At 62.5% G+C, this 20,754-nt stretch carries 21 protein-coding genes; 10 read left to right on the forward strand and 11 right to left on the reverse strand.

The annotated features are described in order from the left end of the window. Nucleotides 1-40 precede the first annotated feature (40 nt). The 4 genes from ACZ42Y_RS05415 (at nt 41) to ACZ42Y_RS05430 (ending at nt 4,214) form a co-directional block, all read left to right on the forward strand. Entirely contained in the window at nt 41-1,030 is a 990-nt protein-coding gene (locus ACZ42Y_RS05415; RefSeq protein ID WP_464735230.1) for a 4Fe-4S dicluster domain-containing protein, read from the forward strand. A gap of 35 nt (nt 1,031-1,065) precedes the next feature. Continuing rightward, the gene (locus tag ACZ42Y_RS05420) at nt 1,066-2,034 is read left to right on the forward strand and encodes a 4Fe-4S binding protein (RefSeq protein WP_464735231.1); all 969 of its coding nucleotides are present in this window, start codon (nt 1,066-1,068) and stop codon (nt 2,032-2,034) included. 70 nt (nt 2,035-2,104) lie between these two features. Beyond that, nucleotides 2,105-2,470, forward strand: coding sequence for a hypothetical protein (locus ACZ42Y_RS05425; RefSeq protein ID WP_464735232.1), 366 nt, complete (start codon nt 2,105-2,107; stop codon nt 2,468-2,470). A gap of 73 nt (nt 2,471-2,543) precedes the next feature. Continuing rightward, the gene (locus ACZ42Y_RS05430; RefSeq protein ID WP_464735233.1) at nt 2,544-4,214 is read left to right on the forward strand and encodes a M28 family peptidase; all 1,671 of its coding nucleotides are present in this window, start codon (nt 2,544-2,546) and stop codon (nt 4,212-4,214) included. Here the strand turns inward: ACZ42Y_RS05430 and ACZ42Y_RS05435 are convergent. The 4 genes from ACZ42Y_RS05435 to nucS form a co-directional block, all read right to left on the reverse strand. Then, nucleotides 4,211-4,945: a polysaccharide deacetylase family protein gene (locus ACZ42Y_RS05435; RefSeq protein ID WP_464735234.1), complete on the reverse strand. Its 735-nt coding sequence runs from the start codon at nt 4,943-4,945 to the stop codon at nt 4,211-4,213. The two genes, ACZ42Y_RS05430 and ACZ42Y_RS05435, sit on opposite strands and share 4 nt — an antisense overlap. Then, nucleotides 4,942-6,156 carry a glycosyltransferase family 4 protein gene (locus ACZ42Y_RS05440; RefSeq protein WP_464735235.1) on the reverse strand — a complete coding sequence of 405 codons (1,215 nt, stop codon included), beginning with the start codon at nt 6,154-6,156 and terminating at the stop codon, nt 4,942-4,944. The genes ACZ42Y_RS05435 and ACZ42Y_RS05440 overlap by 4 nt, the downstream gene beginning before the upstream one ends. Continuing rightward, nucleotides 6,096-7,028, reverse strand: a complete 933-nt coding sequence (locus tag ACZ42Y_RS05445; protein ID WP_464735787.1) for a lysylphosphatidylglycerol synthase transmembrane domain-containing protein — start codon at nt 7,026-7,028, stop codon at nt 6,096-6,098. Before ACZ42Y_RS05445 ends, ACZ42Y_RS05440 begins: the two co-directional genes overlap by 61 nt. Nucleotides 7,029-7,090: 62 nt before the next feature. Further along, on the reverse strand, nt 7,091-7,885 hold the full coding sequence (nucS, locus tag ACZ42Y_RS05450) for an endonuclease NucS (protein ID WP_464735236.1): 795 nt from the start codon (nt 7,883-7,885) through the stop codon (nt 7,091-7,093). A 183-nt stretch (nt 7,886-8,068) separates the two neighbouring features. Between nucS and ACZ42Y_RS05455 the strand changes: the two genes are divergently transcribed. Together ACZ42Y_RS05455 and ACZ42Y_RS05460 are read left to right on the forward strand one after the other, a co-directional pair. Then, on the forward strand, nt 8,069-9,205 hold the full coding sequence (locus tag ACZ42Y_RS05455) for a hypothetical protein (RefSeq protein WP_464735237.1): 1,137 nt from the start codon (nt 8,069-8,071) through the stop codon (nt 9,203-9,205). Nucleotides 9,206-9,313: 108 nt separating this feature from the next. Then, on the forward strand, nt 9,314-9,562 hold the full coding sequence (locus ACZ42Y_RS05460) for a winged helix-turn-helix transcriptional regulator (RefSeq protein WP_058370917.1): 249 nt from the start codon (nt 9,314-9,316) through the stop codon (nt 9,560-9,562). 53 nt (nt 9,563-9,615) lie between these two features. On the opposite strand, the gene ACZ42Y_RS05465 is transcribed toward ACZ42Y_RS05460, so the two are convergent. Then, entirely contained in the window at nt 9,616-9,852 is a 237-nt protein-coding gene (locus ACZ42Y_RS05465) for a 30S ribosomal protein S25e (protein WP_058370916.1), read from the reverse strand. A 139-nt stretch (nt 9,853-9,991) separates the two neighbouring features. On the opposite strand from ACZ42Y_RS05465, the gene rqcH reads away from it, so the two are divergent. Together rqcH and ACZ42Y_RS05475 are read left to right on the forward strand one after the other, a co-directional pair. Continuing rightward, the gene (rqcH, locus tag ACZ42Y_RS05470; protein ID WP_464735238.1) at nt 9,992-12,019 is read left to right on the forward strand and encodes a ribosome rescue protein RqcH; all 2,028 of its coding nucleotides are present in this window, start codon (nt 9,992-9,994) and stop codon (nt 12,017-12,019) included. Then, entirely contained in the window at nt 11,964-12,254 is a 291-nt protein-coding gene (locus ACZ42Y_RS05475; protein WP_058370914.1) for a hypothetical protein, read from the forward strand. Before rqcH ends, ACZ42Y_RS05475 begins: the two co-directional genes overlap by 56 nt. Here ACZ42Y_RS05475 and ACZ42Y_RS05480 read toward each other — a convergent pair. The 4 genes from ACZ42Y_RS05480 to metG all read right to left on the reverse strand — a co-directional run bounded on the left by ACZ42Y_RS05480 (nt 12,219) and on the right by metG (nt 16,088). Continuing rightward, complete coding sequence (locus ACZ42Y_RS05480) at nt 12,219-12,920, reverse strand: SAM-dependent methyltransferase (protein ID WP_083494524.1); 702 nt, start codon at nt 12,918-12,920, stop codon at nt 12,219-12,221. The genes ACZ42Y_RS05475 and ACZ42Y_RS05480 overlap by 36 nt on opposite strands. Beyond that, on the reverse strand, nt 12,844-13,746 hold the full coding sequence (locus ACZ42Y_RS05485) for an MBL fold metallo-hydrolase (protein WP_236698153.1): 903 nt from the start codon (nt 13,744-13,746) through the stop codon (nt 12,844-12,846). The genes ACZ42Y_RS05480 and ACZ42Y_RS05485 overlap by 77 nt, the downstream gene beginning before the upstream one ends. A gap of 179 nt (nt 13,747-13,925) precedes the next feature. Further along, a complete protein-coding gene (ubp, locus tag ACZ42Y_RS05490; protein WP_070807829.1) occupies nt 13,926-14,348 on the reverse strand; it encodes a UBP family nucleoid-associated protein in 423 nt (140 codons plus the stop codon). Nucleotides 14,349-14,369: 21 nt separating this feature from the next. Further along, the gene (gene metG, locus ACZ42Y_RS05495; RefSeq protein WP_058371415.1) at nt 14,370-16,088 is read right to left on the reverse strand and encodes a methionine--tRNA ligase; all 1,719 of its coding nucleotides are present in this window, start codon (nt 16,086-16,088) and stop codon (nt 14,370-14,372) included. Between the two features lie 104 nt (nt 16,089-16,192). Between metG and ACZ42Y_RS05500 the strand changes: the two genes are divergently transcribed. Continuing rightward, nucleotides 16,193-17,149 (forward strand): PfkB family carbohydrate kinase, encoded by a 957-nt coding sequence (locus tag ACZ42Y_RS05500; RefSeq protein WP_058370911.1) that lies wholly within the window; start codon nt 16,193-16,195, stop codon nt 17,147-17,149. Beyond that, nucleotides 17,118-17,525 carry a YkgJ family cysteine cluster protein gene (locus tag ACZ42Y_RS05505; RefSeq protein WP_058370910.1) on the forward strand — a complete coding sequence of 136 codons (408 nt, stop codon included), beginning with the start codon at nt 17,118-17,120 and terminating at the stop codon, nt 17,523-17,525. The genes ACZ42Y_RS05500 and ACZ42Y_RS05505 overlap by 32 nt, the downstream gene beginning before the upstream one ends. Here the strand turns inward: ACZ42Y_RS05505 and gcvPB are convergent. Both gcvPB and gcvPA read right to left on the reverse strand, forming a co-directional pair. Beyond that, nucleotides 17,480-19,078, reverse strand: a complete 1,599-nt coding sequence (gene gcvPB / locus ACZ42Y_RS05510) for an aminomethyl-transferring glycine dehydrogenase subunit GcvPB (RefSeq protein ID WP_058370909.1) — start codon at nt 19,076-19,078, stop codon at nt 17,480-17,482. The genes ACZ42Y_RS05505 and gcvPB overlap by 46 nt on opposite strands. Next, the gene (gcvPA, locus tag ACZ42Y_RS05515) at nt 19,075-20,457 is read right to left on the reverse strand and encodes an aminomethyl-transferring glycine dehydrogenase subunit GcvPA (protein WP_464735239.1); all 1,383 of its coding nucleotides are present in this window, start codon (nt 20,455-20,457) and stop codon (nt 19,075-19,077) included. Before gcvPA ends, gcvPB begins: the two co-directional genes overlap by 4 nt. Nucleotides 20,458-20,754: the final 297 nt, after the last annotated feature.

A 20,754-nucleotide genomic window follows, 5' to 3' on the forward strand; every position in this document is an offset into this window, starting at 1 on the left:
AGGAGTCTTCAGGCTGACCAGTGAGTAGGGGCTAGGCATAATGCCTAGGAGAAGCAGCAGGAGGGGTGTGACCAGGAGGGAATTCCTGCAGGCAGGCATAGCTGTAGCGGCTGCCTCCTCTATCCCCGGGCTCCTCGTGGGCGTGGAGGCTGCATTAGGACGGCGGAGCCGGGAGGGGGAGATCTACTACGAGTACTTTGTGATAGATAATGACCCGCAGCGCCTCCAGTACTATAGCTTGCTCGGGCTTATAGCCGTGGAGAATGGTAGAAAATGCGTCGCAAACCCTCTGCTACCGGACCGCTGCATCGCGTATACCAAGCCCTATCAGGAGGACCGGTTCCCCCTCCACCCTCCAGGCGCCTCCAAGGACTTCTATCAGCGGTGTATACGCTGTGGCCTCTGCTACTTTGCCTGCAGCTACATGGGATACCATGCTATAAGGCTGGCCGGCCTCGGGGAGGGCCTCGGCAAGCTCGGAACCCCAGTGGTGGACAACCAGATAAAGTATCCATGCACACTATGCATGGAGTGCGCCAAGGTCTGCCCTACCGGAGCCCTCATGGAGATACCGAAAGAAGAGGTCAGGATGGGAGTGGCGCTGATAGACCCAGACCTCTGCTGGGCCTGGAACGGCGGCGACTGCAAGAGCTGCGCCAAAGCCTGCCCCTACGGCTCGGAGGTCTTCGAGTTCACATTCAACGAGTGGGGCGTGCACACGCGCGTGAGGCCAGACCGCTGCAAAGGATGCGGCCTCTGCGTCCAGGCCTGCCCGATAGACGGTGCGGCCATCCACGTCCTCCCCCTAGAGGAGTATAGGAAGAGAACCAGCAACTACAAGAACACAGGCATGAGCTACGACGAGTACCTTAAACTCATACTCGAGACCGAGGCGAAAGACCCGGTCAAAGCCACCCAGCGCTCCGCGATAAATACCGACTACATACAGAACATGAGGGGCCTCGAGGAGAAGAAGATTGCCAGAGAGCTATCCCCGCAGAGGGGAGGCACTACCAGCAGGCGTAGCTAGTTTCTTCAGCTATGGCGGCCGATGTGGGGTCGGAAGTGACTAAGGTGAGACGCGGCAAACTATACACCAAGATAAGGCTCCTGGTCCGGGGAACCCCGCCCCGCGGCAAGTACACTCTGGCGAGGAGGCTCCTCCAGATAACGATGCTAGTACTCTTTAGTATTCAGCTCTTAATATCCGGGGCCATACTCGAGGGGAGCCTGGCATCAAGCAGGATACTCCATACCATACCTCTCATGGATGTATTCGCCTGGCTCGAGCATGCAGCCGCGACCCACAGCCCCACGCTCGAGTCGGTTATAGCGGTCCTCATAGTGTTTGTCATCTACAGTGTGTTGGGCCGCTTCTTCTGCGGCTGGGTATGCCCTATGGATCTGTTGTTTAGCCTCTTTGAGCGTAAACTCTCAACGCCCCGGTCGCCCCGCTTCACTAGGCCGCATCACGCAGGACCGGTGGAGAAGGCTATCCCAGGCATAATGATGCTAGTCTACCTTGCCCTATCAGTGGCTCTCGGGAGGCCATTCTTCACCACCATATCCCCGGTGGCGGGCCTGACAAAGCTGGGGTCCATGCTTGTGGGGGTGCTCTACAACATACCTGACGCCACGATAGGATTAGTCATGGCTTGGTCGACGATAACCGGTGTAGCGCTCATAGCTAACATAGTAGCAGAGTACGTCTTCGGCGTCAAGAGGTTCTGGTGCCGTTATGTGTGCCCTATAGGCAACATATACGGCTACATTATGAACCGCTATAGCCCGCTCCGCGTCAAGGTGACCAGGGTAGAGAAGTGTATAGGCTGCAACATATGCAGCATGGTATGCCCCATGAGTATTGATATTCTCAAATACGTTAGAGATGGTAGAGACGTCATCGACTACCGGTGCTTCCACTGCGGCCGCTGCGTGGAAGCATGCCCTCATGGCGTGTTGAGGCTGGGCTTCAGGCTTGGGAGCGGTGGGCCTGGCCGCGGAGGATCCGCGCCTAGGCAGCAGGGCCCTTGAGCGGGTTGTGCGTCGTGTATAAGAGTGCTACCTTTCTAGTGGAACCGGCTAGCTGGAGGGATGGGCTGGATTGGCTTTCGCCTCTGGATTCTTCCTCCTAACAGCAGGGTACCGCGAGGAGCCCGGGAGGAGCGAGGTGAAGGAGTACCTGCAGAAGCTGGGCTTCGAACTTTACGAGGTAGGTAAGCCCTCGTTCATAGTATTCTATGTCGAGGCCCCCGACGTCAAGTCCCTGGAGGATGTGATTAAGAGTGCCGAAGAGCATCCAGGCGTGGCTAAAGCCTATATAGCCTATGGCTTCATGGCCGATAACAGGGTGAAGGAGTGGATAAACGAAGCTCTAGCGGCCGGCGAGCTGGAGATAGACGAGTCTACGAGAGAGTACATAAGGACCATTCTCTCCAGGATAGCTCCGAAGGAGCGGAAGGCGGGTTGAAGCCCGCTGCTGCGCCCAGGCTCTTTCAACCCCCGGCGTCTCGGGGCCTGGGACCTATCCCCTGGGGCGCGGCGTGGTGGGCGTTTCAAGCCTGGTGCGTGAAGCCCTCAGCAGGGTGGATGGCCTCCGCGCGTTTGAGCTGGCCTCACTCCTCTCTAGGCTGCACCGCGTCCAGGGCTCCCAGGAGGTGACGGTTGCAGCCGAGCATCTGGCCCAGCTGCTTGAGGAAGCAGGCGTAGATGCTAGGCTGGAGGTTCTTCACGGCCCTCTAGGGCTCTACGAGCACTGGGGCTTCTGGGAGCCCCGTGGCTGGCGCTTATACTCTGCCAGGCTTGAGAGGAGGCGCAGCGACGGCTCCTGGGAGGTGGTTGCGTCCACCGCTGACACCCCGCTCGTGGCGGTTGCTCACAGCCCGCCGGGGACTGTGGAGGGGGAGGCGAGGCTTGTGGGCAGCCCGGAGAGCCACCGGGACGAGCGGGTTCCGGTGGTGTCTAGCCTCGCCTGGGAGGCCTACTACAGGCTTGTCGAGGCCGGCGCCGAGGCGGTGGTAGCGTTCCATGAGGGACCCGGGGTGAGGTACTGGGGCATCTACCCCCCGTTCTTCATGGAGCCCCCGAAGGCTCCCGGGGTCAGCGTTGAGCTGGAGAAGGCGCTCCAGCTGAACAGGGAGAAGGTTAGGGTCACTGTTGAGGCCGAGCTTCATGCTATGCCGGAGACGCCGGTGCTGGTGGCGCGCCTGGGCCCGGAGGAGCCGCTCCAGGTGCTCCTCACCGCGCACATATGCCATCCTAGCCCCGGGGCCCACGACAATGCTAGCGGCGTCGCCGTCCTAGCGGAGGCCCTTATAGCCCTAAAGGAGGTGGAGCCTCTGCTCCGCGAGGCCGGGGTCTCTATAGCCGCCGTGGCTGCCCCCGAGTGGACCGGGCTGGCAGCCGCCTTCGCTCAGGGCCTCCTCGAGCCCCGTGGCGTGCTGGCAGCCGTAAGCCTTGACATGGTTGGCGCGAGCCCCGAGGCCACGGGGGGCCTGCCCCGCCTGGTCTCCAGCATGCCTCCCCTAGCCTCGCCAATCGAGCCCTTCCTCGACGCCGCGCTCAGGGAGGCGCTCCCCGGCTACACAGGGCTCAAGGGCTACGAGTGGGGGAGCGACCACGACGTGGCAATAGGCTCGGGCGTGCCCAGCTCGCTTGTAAACGAGTGGCCCGACCGCTTCTACCACACCAGCCTCGACACGCCGGATCACCTCTCGCCCCAGCTCCTGGCCCGCGCAGCCGCGGCAGTCGCAGCGGCTGTGGTGGCCCTCGCGAGGGGAGGGCTAGAGAGGGGGGTCGCGGCGGCCATGGAGGCGGCGGGGCTCCAGGTCTACGGCCTGCAGGCCTCCCTGGCCCCCCGTGCCTCTGTCGAAGCTGCCCGGGAGCTGGCGGGGCACTCGAGAAGGTTCCTCGACGCGCTCCGCCGAGGCATACGGAGAGGCGCTGTGGAGCCCCCCTGGAGCCTTGACCTCGAAGTTAGGGTAAGGCCGCCTTTCACCCGCAGCTACCTCTACCTCCGGGGCGGTGATGCGGGCAGACGGCTGCTTGGCCTGGAGGGCGTGGAGAAGGAGGCAGCCAAGGCTATGCTCATAGCGGCGGCCTCCACGGGCAGCATGGAGGTTGCCCGCCTCCACTACGTTCTCCGCAGCGGCAAGGAGCCGCCCGGATGGGTGGAGGAGGCGGTGCGGAGCCTCGTCGAGAGGAGGGCCGGCTAGCACTCCACATCGTGGCCGAGCATGCGTACAGCCTCGCACAGCGTCGCCAGCATGTAGCCCTCGCCGCGGAGGAAGCGTATGAGGCGCCGTAGAAGCTCGAGCGCCGGCTCCCCAGTGTTGAATCTACAGTCCAGCCTAACCGGCTTCCTTGACATATCCACGTACTCCCAGGGATGGGAGAAGTACACGCGCGGCGGGGCAAGCGCCCCATGCAGGGGGCGCTGGAGCCTCCAGGGGAGCCGGAGCACAGAGGAGGTCACCGACACCGGTACACGCACCAGCGGCCCGTGCTTCTCGACGCGCCGGGGGAAGGGCGGCTTATACCTAGCCGTGGAGGAGTCCACCCTGTAGCCGAGCTTGGCCAGTACCGGCAGCAGGTTCTCCGGCAGCTTCAGGTTGGGGGCCCGGAACACCTTCACCTCGCCGTAGCCGCGGAGGATGCTAGTGGACCTCTCGAGCACTCTCGCAGCCTCGCTGCGGGGCAGCCGGTCTAGCCTCTCATGGCGGTAGCCGTGGGAGCCCAGCTCGTGGCCCTCGTCCACAACCCTCCGGGCTAGCCGCGGGAACCTCCTAGCCATCTCTGCAGTGAAGAAGAATGTGGCCCGGACCCTCTCCTCGGCCAGCAGCTCGAGTATCCTCGGAAGCCCCTCCTCCACGCCACGGGCCGAGTCCAGGTAGGGCGGACAGTCCTGCTCCACATCGAAGCTTATCACCGCCACCCGGGGGGTCATCCCTTGATCCACCGCCAGAGCCGGTAGAGCAGGTAGCGTTTATCGCTGCCAGCAGCGGCCTCCATAGTGGCCCGGTATATCTCCACTATGCTCCGGCCAACCTTCTCCCAGGAGAAGTGCTGCGCTATATGGAGAGGCGCCCTATGCTCCATCCTAGCCCTAAGATCCTCGTCGAGTGCTAGCAGGGCCGCCTTCTCAGCCGCCTCCTCGTCGCTATCCACGAGGAACCCCGTAGAGCCGTCCTCTATGACATCGCTTATGCCGCTCTCCCTGAAGCCTATGACCGGGACGCCGCACGCCATAGCCTCCAGGGCGGTTATGGAGAATGCCTCCAGCCTCGCCGGCACGACTAGGAGGTCGGAGGCCCAGTATATCTCGCGCAGCCTCTCCCTCTCAACAAAGCCCAGAATCATCACCCTAACCTCCCCCGAGTACCTCCTAGCCTCCTCGGCCACGAGGTCGGCGAGAGGCCCATCGCCGACGATAACCAGGTTGATAGCTCGCCCGGTCTTCCTAGCCGCCTCAGCCACTATGCGTGGTACCACGTGGATCCTCTTCCTCCTAGTGAACCTGCCCACGGTGGCCACGGTAAACGACTCCTCTGGGATGCCGAGAGCACGCCTAGCCCTGGCCCTCTCTTCGTCCTCTGCCGGCCTCCAGAAGGATGGGTCAACAGCGTTAGGCACTATATAGAGCGGGTGCCCGTCTAGCCGCAGGAGCCTCCGCGAATCCTCTGCGACCTTCCGGCTCACGGCTATGAAGGCGTCCACCCGCCGGAGAAAATGCCGTATCACATAGACTAGGGGGAGGGTCGCGCGGCGCCAGAGGAAGAGAGAATGATTAGTCGCGACTACAGGCACTCCACGGATGCCGCGGGAAAGGTTAGCCATTGCCACGGCAAGGGGCGAGTATATGCTGTGTACATGGGTTATATCAAATCCCACCTTCTTGTATATATTGTTCGCCTCCATCAGCGCCCCAGGCCCGAGGCTGACATGCGCTGACTTGATGTAGAATCTCCCTCTAAGCCTATGCACAGGGTAGGGGAACGAGTCACGGTAGGGCCCAAAGGCCCTATAGTCGTGGGTGAACACGTGAGGCTCGTGCCCCATCCTCTGCAGCGTAAGAGCAAGCTCATGTATATGGGTCTCTATGCCCCCAATCTTGGGGTAAAACCAGTCCGACGCCAGCGCGACTTTAAGAGGGTCCAAGCCCTCCCTCCCCCGCCGATGAGAGTGACCACAAGCCCCAGTACCGAGGCTATCACGTACGAGATCAGCCTCTCTATTATGGTTATAGCCAGGGCCTGCTTGGGCTCCGCACCTAGAGCTATGAATGTGGCCGCCAGCCCGCCTTCAACTATCCCGACCCCGCCAGGGGTTACGGCTACCAGGCCGATTATAAGATATAGGAAGGATGCCGTGACAAAGTGCCCGAGCGGCGCCCTCCAGCCCACCGCCAGCGCTTCCAGGTAGAGCCTAAGTATATCCATAACCCATACAGCAGCGCCGAGAGCGGCTGCCACCGTCAACAGCCGCCGGTCCCTCAGGAGCCTCTGCAAGGCTGCTTCGGAGCCGGGATCATAGCTGAAGCCCAGCCTCCCCGAGGCCATCTCGAGCAGCCTATCCCAGTACTTCGCGCCGAGGCCTATCGCTGCAAGCATTAGGGCAACACCGATTATGAGCCCGCGAGCCCTGCCGCCGGAGAGCAGAACCTCCACGAGGGCTGCTACAGCTATAGCGACCACCGGCACGGCCTCGCTTATGCGCTCAAAGACAACACTGTTAAGCAGCTTGGCCGGCGCCGCCCCCGTCTTCACATAGGCGTATGCTATCCTCATGAGCTCGCCGCCGGCCCTAGCAGAGGGGGTTATGTTGTTCACCAGTATGCCGGCCAGGTACGCCTCAACCGCGTCTCGGAGCCTGAGCCGGACCCCAGCCCTGCGCAGCACTATAACCCAGCGTAGACCGTACACTGCTACGGACGCCATGTAGACAGCTAAGGCTAGGAGAATGTACAGCTTGTTAGCCGACTGCACGGTATGCAGCGTCTCGCTCAGCCACTCGGCTATCCTAGGATTCAGGGCCTATCCACCATCGCCCGCCCTGCCAGCCGCTGGCAGGCTCCTGGGGCGTGGCACGCGCGCTAGGAGCGTTTTATAAAGTCGAGCAGCGAGGCTACCCGGCTTCTAGGCTTCTCCCTCTTGGCCTCCCGGTGCAGCTTGGCCACGTCTATCCGGCGGTACTCGAGACCTAGGCTCGAGAGCAGGCTCAGAGCCTCCTTGGTGGCGGCCGGAGCGGCTAGTATGCCCCTAACCTTGGCTCCCGGGTTGTTCTTGCGCAGGCCCTCCACGTAGCGGTGGAGCTGCTTGACTGCCTCCACTCCGGCTGTAACCCTCTTGACCTCTATGACCACGTAGCGTCCCTCCCGGTCTACTGCAACTATGTCGGCGTAGCCGCTCTCCAGGGGCCTCTCCCTACGTATTACCCGGAGGCCCTCCTCTATCACCTCCGGGTGCCGCGACAGGTAGTCCGCTATCTCGCCCTCGTCGAGATACTCTATGAACTCTGCCTCGTCGACGAGCCCGTGAATCGCTACTGCGAAGTAGAGCCTCGATATCCTTACTACTAGCACTTCCCGCGGCCTCTTCCTCACGCTCCGCAGTACTATGAAGCCGTTATGGGCCTCCACTGTTATCACATGGCTGTCCGGCTGCCAGTTCACTGGCGAGTAGCCTGTAGGCCTGTGGACCAGGACGGCGCCGTCGGGCTTCACTATTAGCAGCCGGTCCCCCTCGCCGAGCCTGCTGGCCCCGCGGCCCTCGTACTCGACACTACACCTCGCCACTGCGACGACTAGGTCGCGGCGCGCCACTGCCTCGTTGAGGAAGCGGTAGCCCTCTTCAAGTCCGGGGCTGGCCACGTGCCTCACGGGCGCCATGGAGCCACGCCCGCCTGGAGCGCTGGAGCTAGGGCATCCTCCATAACAGCCTGGACGTTATGCCGGCTATCTGTGCTCCGGGCCCTCTGCCGCCTCCGGCCCCAAAGCCTAGAAGGTGTTCTCATCCCAGCTAGAGGCTCTAGGGGCCTAGGCCCCCGGCAAGCCACGGGGTAAGGATAGGCTATGAGCCATGCTGTCCCCGCCGTGATAGATACCAGGCTCTATCCCTTCCTTGCAGACCCCGTAGCCGTCGCGCGGAGGAGGTTTGGCGTAGGCCCGCTAGAGGTGGCGCGGCTGAGGAGGGAGTACCTGGAGAGGGCCCAGTATAGACTAGAGAGGGCCATCCGCAGCGCCCAGGCCCCGGGGCCCTGGAGGAGCCTCGAGGAGGAGGTCCTCTCCTTCTACTATGCTGCCCTGGCCGCGAGCCTCTCCGGGAACCGCTGGCTAGTCTCAAGGCTCGCCCTTGCTGAGGCCAACCGGGCCTACAAGCTTCTCAGCGACGAGAAGGACGAGGCTGTGGCTCATCTCGGCCGTCTAGTGGGGCTGCGCAGCCTCTCATACGGGAACGGCTATAGAGAGCCCGTTGCGCTCGTGCAGGGGGTTCCTGTCTACAAGGTCTACCCGTACTCAATGAGCCTCCTGGAGTACCTGCATGCAGCTAAGAGGCTTGTAGGCGACGACGCCTGGAAGCCGATAAACCTCCCCGTTAAGAAGGGGCGAGTATATCTTGAGAAGCAGAGCGTGGTCCGCGTAGTAAAGGAGGCTGTCACGGAGTATGTTGAGAGGAGGATACTCGCCCTCGGCGAGGAGGCGGGGCCTGAGGCTGCGGAGGCTCTCTCCAGCCTCCTGGACCATGTGAAGAAGCTGCTCTCGGAGCGTCAGAGGCCAAGGACTCGTGGGGGCCGTGTAGAGCTCCCCCGGGGCGTCGTGGTCGAGGAGGCGTTCCCGCCGTGCATAGCTGACCTGGCTGCCAGGGCCCGTGGAGGCGAGCACTTGAGTCACCACGAGCGATTCGCGTTAGCCACCTTCCTCCTCAATATAGGGGCGGATGTAGACTATGTGGTGGGCTACTTCCGGAACATGCCTGACTTCAACGAGAGGATCACCAGGTACCAGGTGGAGCACCTGGCGGGGCTGCGCGGCTCCGGCAAGAAGTATAGGGTGTACAGCTGCGAGAAGATGAAGACGCTTGGCATATGTAAGGCAGACTGTGGCACCCGCAGCCCGGTCGCGGCCTACTATCAGCGGCTGCGCGCTCTGGCCAGGAAGGGTGGGCTAGGCGCCAGCCGGCCCGGACATGATATCCAGGGTAAGTCTTAAGCTGAAGGGTTTAAATCGGGGATACTAAGCTACTGCAATCCTAGAACCGGGGTGTGGGAGTCCGGGTCCAGGCCTCCCGGGTCTCGGGGGCTCCCGGGGGTGGCCCTCATGCCCTCCAGGCACTCGGGGCTTGACGAGATAGACCTTGCCATACTACGCGCGCTCAAGGAGATAGGAGGCCCCGCCAGGCCCAAGGAGATAGCTGAGAGGGCTGGCCTCGACGCGCGTAGAGTGGCGGCCAAGATGAGGAAGCTCGTGAGGCTAGGCCTGGTGGAGAGGACCGGTGAAGGCCTCTACAGCATAACGGAGGAGGGTGCCAGGCAGGCGGAAGCCGAGGCCCCCGAGATGAGCGCTTGAATAACCAAAGAACGCCTTATTGCGGGTGCCTTTTTTGAAGCGCTGCCTAGACCCTACTTGCCCTCCTTGACTATGTATATCGGAGCCCTTCTGTTGGGAGCGTAGAGCTCCACTATGCCCTCCTTCTCGAGCCTCCTCAGCACCTGCTTGGCCAGGCTGACGGTCATGTCGTACTTCTCCGACAGCATGTAGGGGGTTACATACTTCTCCCTCCTAATCTCCCTGCTTATCCTCTTGTAGAGGCTCTCGGGGATGAAGGCGGTGTACTCGTGGCCACTGCGCTCCGACACTGCGCTCCCCCCGGGGGAGGGCAGGGCTCCTGGGCTCCAGGGTATAAGTGCTAACACCCTCCCACTGATGGGCCCTTGGGGGAGGCGCTATAGCCGCTCCGCCGTCTCCGCACAGAGGCCCGAGGGAAGGGGGAAGGCTTTGATCAAGCGCAAGAGGTCTATGACGAGCTTCGATGTGGCGGCTGTCGTGAGGGAGATGGCGGGTCTCCGGGGCCTGAGGCTTAACAACATCTACTATGTAGACGGTCTGGTGCTGCTTAGGCTGAAAGGGGCAGGCAGGGATGCAAGGATAGCGGTGGTGCCGGGTGAGCGTGTACACATAACATCGTTCGATATAACCGGTAAGGGGATGCCGCCACCCTTCATAATGGGTATGAGGAAGTACATCCGTGGCGCAGGCCTGGTGGATGTGAAGCAGCAGGGGTTCGACAGGATAGTAGAGATGGTCTTCGATGCCGCGGGGCGCAGGTACCGGCTTATAGCGGAGGTGCTCCCCCGAGGCGTGGCAGTGCTGACCGACGAGGAGGGTACGATACTGCAGCTCGACGAGCAGAGGGTGATGAAGGATCGTGTGCTGAGGCGCGGCGCCCGCTACGCGCCCCCACCCGGCTCCAGCATCCATCCCCTCGACCTCGCCGAGGAACATGTGGCGAAGGCGATAAAGGCGGGCGGTGAGGCGGCCCGCAGCCTCGCCAGAAGCCTCGGCTACCCGGGCGAGGTCGTTGAGGAGGCTCTTGCAAGGCTTGGAGTAGAGCCCGGTGATAGTGTTGAGGCTCTCCGGGGTCGCGAGGGCGAGGTGGTGGAGACGCTCCGCAGTATATACCGTGAGAGCCTGGAGCCCGGCGCCTACCTGCTCTACACGCCGGAGGGAGAGCCCCTAACGGTGGTTCCCTTCGAGCCCCGCGGCCTCGCAGAGAGATACGGGTTTAGGATTGCCTCCAGGCATAGCATTAGTGAGGCCCTCGACCAGTACTTCGTGGAGGAGCTGAAGAGGGCTGAAGAGGCGGAAGCCATCAGGGAGATAGAGGCTGAGCGCCGCCGCCTCCTAGCCTCCCTGGAGCGGGCTAGGAGGAACCTGGAGGATCTTGAGGAGAAGCTGAAGAGCCTCGAGTCTAAGGCGCAGCTCCTAGCGGAGCACATGGCGGAGGCCTATGAGGCCCTCGAGTGCGCCAGGAGAATGCGGAAGAGCAGCGGCTGGGAGTACATAGTCGGCAACTGCCCCCACGTGGTGGATGTACAGCCCTCCCGCGGCATCATCGTTGTCCAGATTTCGGGGGAGCCGGTGGAGCTGGATATACGCTCCGACCCGAGCAGGATGGTTGTAGAGCTCTACAAGCGGGCGGGCGAGATACGCTCTAAGATTGAGAGGGGGCGCCGCGCGGTTGCCGAGGTTGAGCAGAGGCTGGCCGAGCTCGAGAATAAGGCGGCTATGAGGGCCAGGAGGGCCCGCGCGGTTGTGCGGAGGCGTGAATGGTACGAGCGCTACCACTGGCTCATTACGAGCAGCGGCCTCCTCGCCATAGGCGGGAGGGATGCGAGCCAGAACGAGTCGGTGGTCAAGAGGTACCTGAACGAGAAGAGGATATTCATGCACGCCAATATACATGGGGCGCCCGCGGTGGTGGTGTTTGCTGAGGGCCGCGAGCCGCCGGAGAGGGATCTCCGCGAGGCAGCGCTCCTCACAGCAGCCTACTCCAAGGCATGGAAGGCCGGCATGGGCTCGATCGACGTCTACTGGGTGTGGGGGAGCCAGGTCTCCAAATCCCCTCCGCCCGGCGAGTACCTGGCCCGCGGAGCCTTCATGGTGTATGGGAAGAGAAACTACGTGCGCAACGTGGAGCTAAGGCTGGCGCTCGGCATCGGCCTCGAGAACGAGGCCCCCGTGGTCATAGTGGGGCCTCCAGAGCTGGTTAAAAGGCGCAGCATAGTCTACGCCGTGCTTGTGCCGGGGGACGAGGACCCCTCTAAACTCGCCCAGCGGCTCCGAAGGCTGCTTGCGAACAAGGCGGAGGAGGAGCAGCGGCCGGCGGTGGAGGCGGTGAGCCACGAGGAGATAAGAGAGAGGGTGCCCGGCCGCTCCCGAGTAGTCTACGTGGACAGGGGCGAGGCCGTTGAGCCGCCGCGGCCCCTTAGAGAGCTACGTGGAGAAGAGGATACAGAAGTTTAAGCTATCCCTGGCCAAGATCCTGCTAGGCTTTGCCGCCGGGCTATTGGCCGCTGTGCTCCCAAGCGGGTGCCTAGCCAGCCTCGCCCTCTATACGGCTCTGCTCCTAGCTGTCAGCGGCTACGCCGAGAGGAGACTCCGGCTGCTCGAAGGCCTGGAACCCTACACCACCGGGCTGGTGAGCGGGCTAGCCGCCTACCTGCTAGGAGTCTTCTTCGCCTCCGCCCTCGCGTCCTAGGCCCCGGAGCATCTCCCGCGCCTCCTCGTAGCCCAGGCCGCTGGCCAGAAGCTCCTCTAGCCCAGGGGCGAAGAGCGGCCTCCCACCGACTAGGGGGTAGGCGAAGGGTAGCTCGACCTCTACCGTCAGCAGGCCGTCCAGCTCCACCTCCAGCCGGGGCCGGCGGACTAGAGGCACGCTGGAGGGGTGCACGCCCTCTAGCGCCTTGAGGGCAAGGTAGACGGCGCCGTCTATGCTGAGCTGGTCCCCGCCGAGGCTCCTAGCGGCCATGCCGCGCGCCCGCCGGGTCAGCATCTCCCAGGTGCGCCGCCTGGGCGGGTGGTCGCCTAGTATGCCGCCCACAACTATCGCCTCGGCTTCAGCGGCCTCCTCTGGGCTGAGCATGGCCTCCGCGGAGGGGTCCAGGATTATCACGCGGCCCCGCTCCCTGTAGAGGACGCCCTCCAGCTCTACCACGCTCTCCCGGTAGCATGGCGCTATCCTGCTCAGCCTGCCGCAGTACTCTCTACCGTTGGTGAAGACCAGGCGGCTCCTAGCCAAGCTACGGCTATGCTGGTACTCGAGGAGCAGCCAGCGCGATAGGTGGTCCTCAAGATGCTCTATCACTATCAGCGGCTTCGGGGCTCCGCCTCCAGAGATCCCTGCGGAGGGCCTCGAAGGGCTCATACTCCACACCCATGAACTCGGCGGCCGAGAGCACTCTCCCGCCCCGGGACCGTATATCCTCAAGGTAGCTCGGGTACTCGAGGTCGCGGGCGAAATGGTGGTCCGCCACTACAGCCTCGCGGGCTGCACGAGCCAGCTCCTCTAGGTGTCTAAGCCCCTGCGCCACGCTCTCCTCATCCACCTTGTAGCCCTCGAAGTAGGTTGGCGGCCCGCTTATGAAAACAAGCTCCGGGCTCCAGCGCTGCAGGATCTCCATCGCCCGCGCCGATATGGGGCCCTGCACATCCGAGCCATGGACGAAGCGGTAGCCGCAACACTCTACGAGCACCATCACCACGTAGCCCAGCTTGGTTCCGTCGGGCCCGTGGGGGACGGGAGGAGAACCCCTTATCTCAAGCCCCTGGTCCACCCTGTACGTGCTGCCGTCAAGGTATATGACCTGCCTCGCAAGCTCGGCTACCCTGTTGCCCTTGAGGAGGCGGTGTGCCCGTATACGCTGGCTAACATTAATGCTCCTCGTTGGATGCTTGACCAGGAGCACCTTGCCCCGGTAAAGCTCAGCTTCCTCGCCGCGGTAGAGGTAGTGGTCGTAGTGGTAATGTGTTATCACCACTATATCCGTGTCCTCCAGCTCCTTGTATATCCTCTCCTTGATCTCCTCGAGCCTCCTTATCTCCAGGGGATGCGGCGGCAGCCCATAGCGGCGGGGCGCGTAGCTCACACCAGGGTCTATGAATATCTTGACGCCGCCGGCCTCAACCACGGTGGCCATGGAGCGGGAGCCGAAGCTGTCGGCCCCTATAATCCTGACCCGCAGCTCCGGCAAGGTGCGCTACACCACTCGCCTAGAGCGGCCCTGGAGGCCGGAAGGGTATTCGGTGGCGGCCGCCACTCCCCAGGCTCCTCACCGGGGCCCCAGGGGAGCCTCGGCTGAGGGGAAGGCTCCACACCCGCGCTCAGAGCCCAGCCTGGGCCGCCTATCTTGGTAGCGCTGGCCCTGGAGGGCTACTCCGGCTCCTCCACGGCCTCGTAGCCCTCGAAAACCCAGCGGTACTTCTCATAGACCCGCCTGTCAAGAATAATATCGCGCCCCTCCACAGTGAACCGGAGCCCCGCCACGGGATGCTCCGGGGGGTCGGGATAGCCCTCCAGCTCTCTAGGCTTCTCCCTGCCGACATAGATCCACTTTACACGCGAGGTGCTGCCCGACTTGCCCTGATAGAGAACGCGCCACCAGTACCTGCCGATGTAGTAGTAGGTCCTCTTGCCCTCCGGCGTGTTCTTGGTCACTATATGCATGGGCTTGAGGTAGAAACCGGTACCGCGTATAAGGCTGTTGTAGCGGTAGATACGCCGCCTATACTCCTCGAGCAGCCTCTCCACGGCCTCTAGGCCGTTAATCACCCTTACGCGTCTCCGCCGCGGCATGGCTGCATCAGGGCCCGCCGGCTACCAGCGTAGCAGCGGCGGCCTCTTCTCCATCACCTTCTTCCTGGCCTCCTCTAGGATCTCCTTGACCTTCTCTGGGAAGTCGTTGGCCAGCTTCCGGAACAGCGGCTCTGGCTCCCCTATCTCGTGGCCTGGCTCCACGAGGGGCCTGGATGCCTCCCTCCAGCGGCCGGGCTCGTGCACCGAGCCCCGCATGTTGAGCATCCTCCACAGCCTCTCCGCAGCATCTGGAGTGAAGGGTGCCAGCATCACAGCCAGTGTCGCCACAGCGTTGGCCGCCACATACATTGTTGTAGCGGCATCGCTGGGCTCCGTCTTTATCTTGTCCCAGGGCGCCTTTGCATTGAGGTACTGGTTGCCGTGCCGAGCCAGCTCCACGACCTCGTCTAGCGCCTGCTTCAGTCTGAATGAGTCCAGGTAGCTCCCAACCCTCTCAGGGGCCTTGAGCGTGTAATCCAGGTAGTCCCGGTCTAGCTCCTTCATCTCTCCCGGCTCTGGCACCCTGCCGCCAAACCTAGACTTTATGAACTTGAGTACCCGGTGAACGAAGTTGCCTATATCGTCGTTCATGTCGCTGTTAACTATTCTCGTGAACTCCTTCCAGGTGAAGTTGGTGTCCCTGGTTTCCGGCCTCATCTTTATCAGTGCGAAGCGCCAGTAGTCGGCGGGAAGTATCTCAAGCGCCTCATCTATCCATATACCCCAGCGCCTACTCTTGGAGAACTGCTCGCCCTCATACATCAGGTACTCGGTCGAGGCTATATACCATGGGAGTGTGTAGGGGTCACCGCTGGCCATGAGCATCGCCGGGAATATTATGGCGTGGAAGGGTATGTTGTCCTTGCCTATGAAGTATACAGTCCTCGTTTCCTTGTCGAACCAGTATCTCTTCCAGAGGCTCTCGTCCCCCTTTTTCAAGCCATACTCCTTGGTTGCAGATATGTAGCCAAGGAGAGCGTCAAACCATACATAGATTGTCTTACCCTCGGCCCCGGGGAAGGGGGCCGGTATGCCCCACTTGTTGTCGCGGGTCACGCTACGCGGCTTGAGGCCCTCCCTGACCCAGTTTAGCGCATAGTTCTTCACGTTGGGCGGGAGGTTCGACTCCTCGAGCCACTTGAGCAGCCTATCCTGAAGCTTGGACAGGTCGAAGAACCAGTGCTTGCTCTTCCTGAACTCCACGGGGCCGCCGCATATAGCGCAGCGCGGGTTCTTAAGCTCGGTCGGGTGCAGGAGCCTGCCACAGTTGTCGCACTGGTCTCCATGGGCGTAGGGGTAGCCGCAGTAGGGGCATGTGCCTACCACGAACCTGTCGGGTAGGAACATCTTGTCGCGGGGGCAGTAGGGCAATATATCGTCCTGCTCGAATATGTAGCCATTCTCGTAGAGCTTCATCATGAACTCGCGGACGAACTCCCTGTGTACCGGGCTCTCGGTGCGTGTGTAGTTGTCAAAGCTTATCCGGAACTCCCTGAAGAGCCTGGACACGTACTCGTGGGCCTGGTCAGTGAGCTGCCTCGGGTGGACCCCTCGCTTTATCGCCTCGATCTCTATCGGTGTACCGTGCTCATCGCTCCCGCTCACGAACACGACGTCCTCGCCGCGCAGCCGGAGATAGCGGGCGAACACGTCGGCAGAGAGCACTGAGCCGATAAGGTTGCCTAGGTGCGGCACGTTGTTGACGTAGGGCCATGCAGACGCTACTACCCAGCGTGCCACGGCTACCTGGCCCTCCGGAGCCTGGGCCTCCCCGAGGTGCATGCGGCCCGCCCCTTGTTATTTTAGGCGCTCCCTCATCCAGGCGCGGCTCCGGGGCCGGTGAATTGCCTGCCCGGGACCCCCCGCTGCACCTGGCAGTTGGTAACATCAACGTTGACGTCTACCTCCTGGTTGACTACTTGCCGGGCCCGGACGATAACGTGGTGGCTCGTGAGGCCTACCTCGGGCCTGGCGGCGCGGCGTCGAACTACTCGGTTGCGGTATCCAGGCTCGGGCACCGGGCAGCCATAGTAGGCCACACGGGGAGGCTCGCAAAGCAACTAGGAGTTCTGGCCGGGCTCGAGGCTGCGGGTGTAGACACCTCCTTTGTGAAGATACACGAGGACGAGATGCCCGGGATAGTGATTGTCCTCGTCACTCCCGGCGGCGAGAGGACGATGATATCTATGAGGGGTGCTAACAACCTCCTCCGCGGCGATGAGGCCAGGGGCGCTGTTGCCGACGTGCTGCACGTGGCTAGCCGCGGCGTGGAGGTGCTGGAGCGTGCAGCTTCCAGCACGCGCCCCGGCATAGTGTCCTATGACCCTGGCAGCTCGGTGGCTAGGAGGGAGGGGGGCCTGATCCTTGAGGCTGCCCGGAGGTATGTGGACATACTGGTTCTCAACAGGGTGGAGTACCAGCTTGTGGCCGGTAATAGAGGCATCGAGGAGGCTCGTGGCCTGCTCGGCGGGAGGCTCCGTTACATTATAGTCAAAAGGGGGTCTGAGGGCGCGGTGCTCGTGGCCAGGGATGGTGTATGGCATGTTGAAGCCCTTCGCCTCGGCGAGCCCGTCGACACCACTGGGGCTGGCGATGTATTTATAGCTGCATTCAACACGTACTTGGTAGAGAGAGGTGACCCGCTGGAGGCTTTACAAGCGGCCTCGGCCGCGGCGGGCATTAAGGTTACACGCCGGGGTGCCCAGAGTGCGCCTAGCAGAGAGGAGGTCGAGAAAATCCTCCGCGAGAACCCGCCGAGGATACGGGAGTATGGGCGAGGAGCCTCCCGAGCTCAGGGTTGACTGTAGGCTCCCCGACGGCAGGTTGTGCGCCCTCTGCTGCTACAACACTGAGATGCCCCTCACTAAGGAGGATATTGAGAGGATAGCGTCCCTGGGCTACAGTGTGGAAAGCTTCGTAGAGTATGTGGACGGCATTCCGCGCCTAAGGAATGTCGACGGGCACTGCGTGTTCCTCGACCCCTCAACCGGGAGGTGTAGAATATACCCATACAGGCCGATGGGCTGCCGCCTCTATCCGCTCGTCTACGTCCCCGGAGAGGGCGTTACTGTTGATCCTGAGTGTCCTAGGGCATACATGATTAGCGGAAAAACTGTGGAGAGGCTGGCGCCCTATGTGGCGAGGCTCGTGGAGAAGATATACGGGAGGCTAGAGTGAGAGCTCTCTCCCGCAAGCCTCCTCCTGAGCACCCGGTGGCTCGGCGTCACGCTGCGCGGGTGGTTGGCGTACACGTTATCTAGCCTGCCCACAGCGGTGTTGCGGGGCGCCCGCTTCACAGCCTCCGGGTCCCGGTAGGCCTCTTCCACTATCTCTCGGAGCGCTCTTGCATACTCCTCGATCGAGCGGCGGGGCTCTGACTCAGTGAACTCTATCATGAGCGCCTCATCCACTATGAGCGGGAAGTACATCGTTGGGGCGTGTAGCCCTCGGTCTAGCAGCGCCTTAGCCACATCCTCGGCCGTCACGCCTGTATCCCTCTTCAGAGGCTTTGCCGAGAGCACCAGCTCGTGCTTCCTGGGGCGATCCGGGTCATAGGGCAGCTCGTAGCCCCTGACGCCCCTCATCAGCGCTATGAAGTAGTTTGTGTTGATCACGCTCTGTATGGCCGTTTCCCGGAGCCCCTCGCCGCCAAGCATGGCTATGTATATGAACGTCTTCACGAGGGGCAGTATGTTGCCGTAGAACATTCTTATCCTGCCTATGCACTTCTTGCACTCGTAGTCCCAGTAGTAGCGGCCGTTCTTTCTCGCTATTAGGGGCCTGGGCAGGTAGTCTACAAGCTCGCCGCGTGCGCAGACAACGCCGGCTCCAGGCCCGCCGCCGCCGTGGGGTGCGGAGAAGGTCTTGTGGACGTTAAGGTGCACGATGTCGAAGCCCATGTCGCCGGGCCGGACTATCCCCATTATGCCGTTGAGGTTCGCGCCATCGTAGTAGAGGAGCGCCCCCCGGCTGTGGAGCTTCTCGGCGACCTCGAGTATCCGGTCTTCGAACAGGCCGAGCGTATTGGGGTTTGTCAGCATTATGCCCGCCGTGCGCTCGGAGAGTGCGGCCTCAAGGGCCTCCATGTCCAGGGTGCCGTGCTCAGAGGTCGGTATTCTCACCACCCGGAACCCTGCCATGGCGGCGCTGGCCGGGTTGGTGCCGTGGGCCGAGTCTGGGATCAGCATCTCGTCCCTCTCCTCGCCACGGTCCGTGAAGTACTTGCGTATCATCAGCGCCCCTGTCAGCTCTCCTGCAGCGCCGGCCGGGGGCTGGAAGCTGCACCTATCCATGCCGGTGAGCTCTGCCAGCCAGCGCTCGAGGAGGTAGAGGATCTCCAGCAGCCCCTGCACGGTCTCCTCGTCCTGGTAGGGGTGTAGGTAGCGTATCCGCGGGTCTCTGGCCAGCTCCTCGCTTATCTTGGGATTGTACTTCATTGTGCAGGAGCCCAGGGGGACAGGGCCCGTGTCGACGCCGTAGCTCATCTGGCTGAGCCTCGTGAAGTGGCGTACCACCTCAACCTCGCTCAGCCCCGGCACCCTGGGTGCTTCCCTCCTCAGCATTCTGCCGAGCCGCTCCTCGGGCGCCCCGACAAGCCGCTCTAGCTTCTCGTCTTCATCGCTGTAGGGGTGGACGAACCAGGTGTTATCGTAGCTGCCGAGGTCGTAGATGAGGGGCTCGCTCCACTTAGCCTGCCTCCAGCCCTTCCTCAGCTCGAGCCCGCCGCTCATAGGGCCTCACCCACCGCCTCTACGAGCTTGTCTATATCACTCATGCTATGGGCCTCGGTGACGCAGAAGAGGGCGGAGCGCTCGTCCTGGAGCGGGGGCCTCTCCGCGAGGGGTAGACCGCCCAGGATCCCTTTCTCCAGCAGGGCGCTGTGCACCTCCCTGTAGGGCTTGGGAAACCTGGCCACAAACTCCTTGAAGAACTCGCCTTTGAAGAGAGGGGCTTCAACACCCTCTAGCTCGCCTAGCCTCTTGGCGGCGTAGTGGCTGCGGAGCCAGATGCTCCTGGCTAGCTCGCGCAGCCCCTGGCCGCCCAGCAGGGAGAGGTAGGCGGCAGCCGCCACAGCCAGGAGGGCCTCGTTGCTGGTTATGTTTGAGGTAGCCTTCTCCCTGCGTATGTGCTGCTCGCGGGTCTGGAGTATCATAGTGAACCCGTACTCCTCGCCGTCGACGGCTCTCGTGAGCCCTATGAGGCGGCCGGGCATCTGCCTAACTAGCCTCCGGTCCCAGCGGGTGGCGAAGACGCCGAGGTAGGGGCCTCCATAGTTGAGCCCCAGGCCGAGGGGCTGGGCGTCTCCGACAGCTATGTCTGCCCCGTAGCTCCCAGGGGGCCTTACTATGCCTAGGCTGAGCGGCTCTACACCAGCTATCAGCAGTGCCCCTCTCCGGTGGGCTGCATCTGCTATAGCCTCTATCTCGTCCTCTATCACTCCCAGGAAGTTGGGCGTCTCTACATAGACCGCGGCCGTGCCGGCGTCTATCCTGCTCTCTGCATCCTCTAGGCTGGTCTTCCCCGTCTCCCCGTCGAAGCCTAGGATCTCCAGGGTGGCGTCCTTGCCCAGCAGCCAGGTCTTCATAACCTCTAGGCGCTCCGGGTGTATATTACCCGCTACCACTATCTTCCTTCTCCTCGTAACGCGCATGGCCGCCAGCGCCGCCTCTGCCGCGGCGGTGCTCCAGTCGTACATGGATAGGTTGACTACATCCATCTCGAGCAGGTCAGCCATTAGGCTCTGGTACTCGAAGAAGGCCTGGAGGAGGCCCTGGTTTATCTCCGGCTGGTATGGCGTATAGGCTGTATAGAACTCGCTCCTGGAAACTATGGCCTCCACAGCCGCCGGGACCACGTGCATGCAGGCACCGCCGCCCATGAAGGGCGGCGGGTCCAGGAACACACGGTTCCTGGCGAGAAGCCGGTCGATGATCCTCCTTATCTCCCACTCGGAGAGCTGGCGGCCGAACCCCACACGCGGGGGCTCCCGGAGTATAATCTCCCTCGGTATATCCCGGTATAGCTCCATCACGCCTTTAACTCCAATACGCTCGAGCATTTCTCTACGGTCTTTGCTATTCGCCGCAGGGGCCCAGGGGAGTTTCGGCACACCCATGTCACCCCGGGTAGGCAGGGCTCGGGCCCTAGCCGAGGCTCTGGGGAGAAGGGGATTTCGGAGGCCCCCAGGCTCCCGGCGCTCCGGGGCTGTGACGAGAGTCATGCCTGCCGAGCGCTAGGGATGACGCCAGCTACCCTGGGGTAGCTGAGCCCCTGCACCCCATCCTTCAATGAGGAGAGCGGGCTCCCGGGGGCCCTGGAGAGGCTGGGGGAGAAGGGGCGTTGAGCCGGGAGGCTGCTCTAGAATAGTGTACACACAGTTCCTAAGTATGTGCTCGAGACGGGGACC

It is taken from the genome of Pyrodictium brockii (assembly GCF_055379715.1).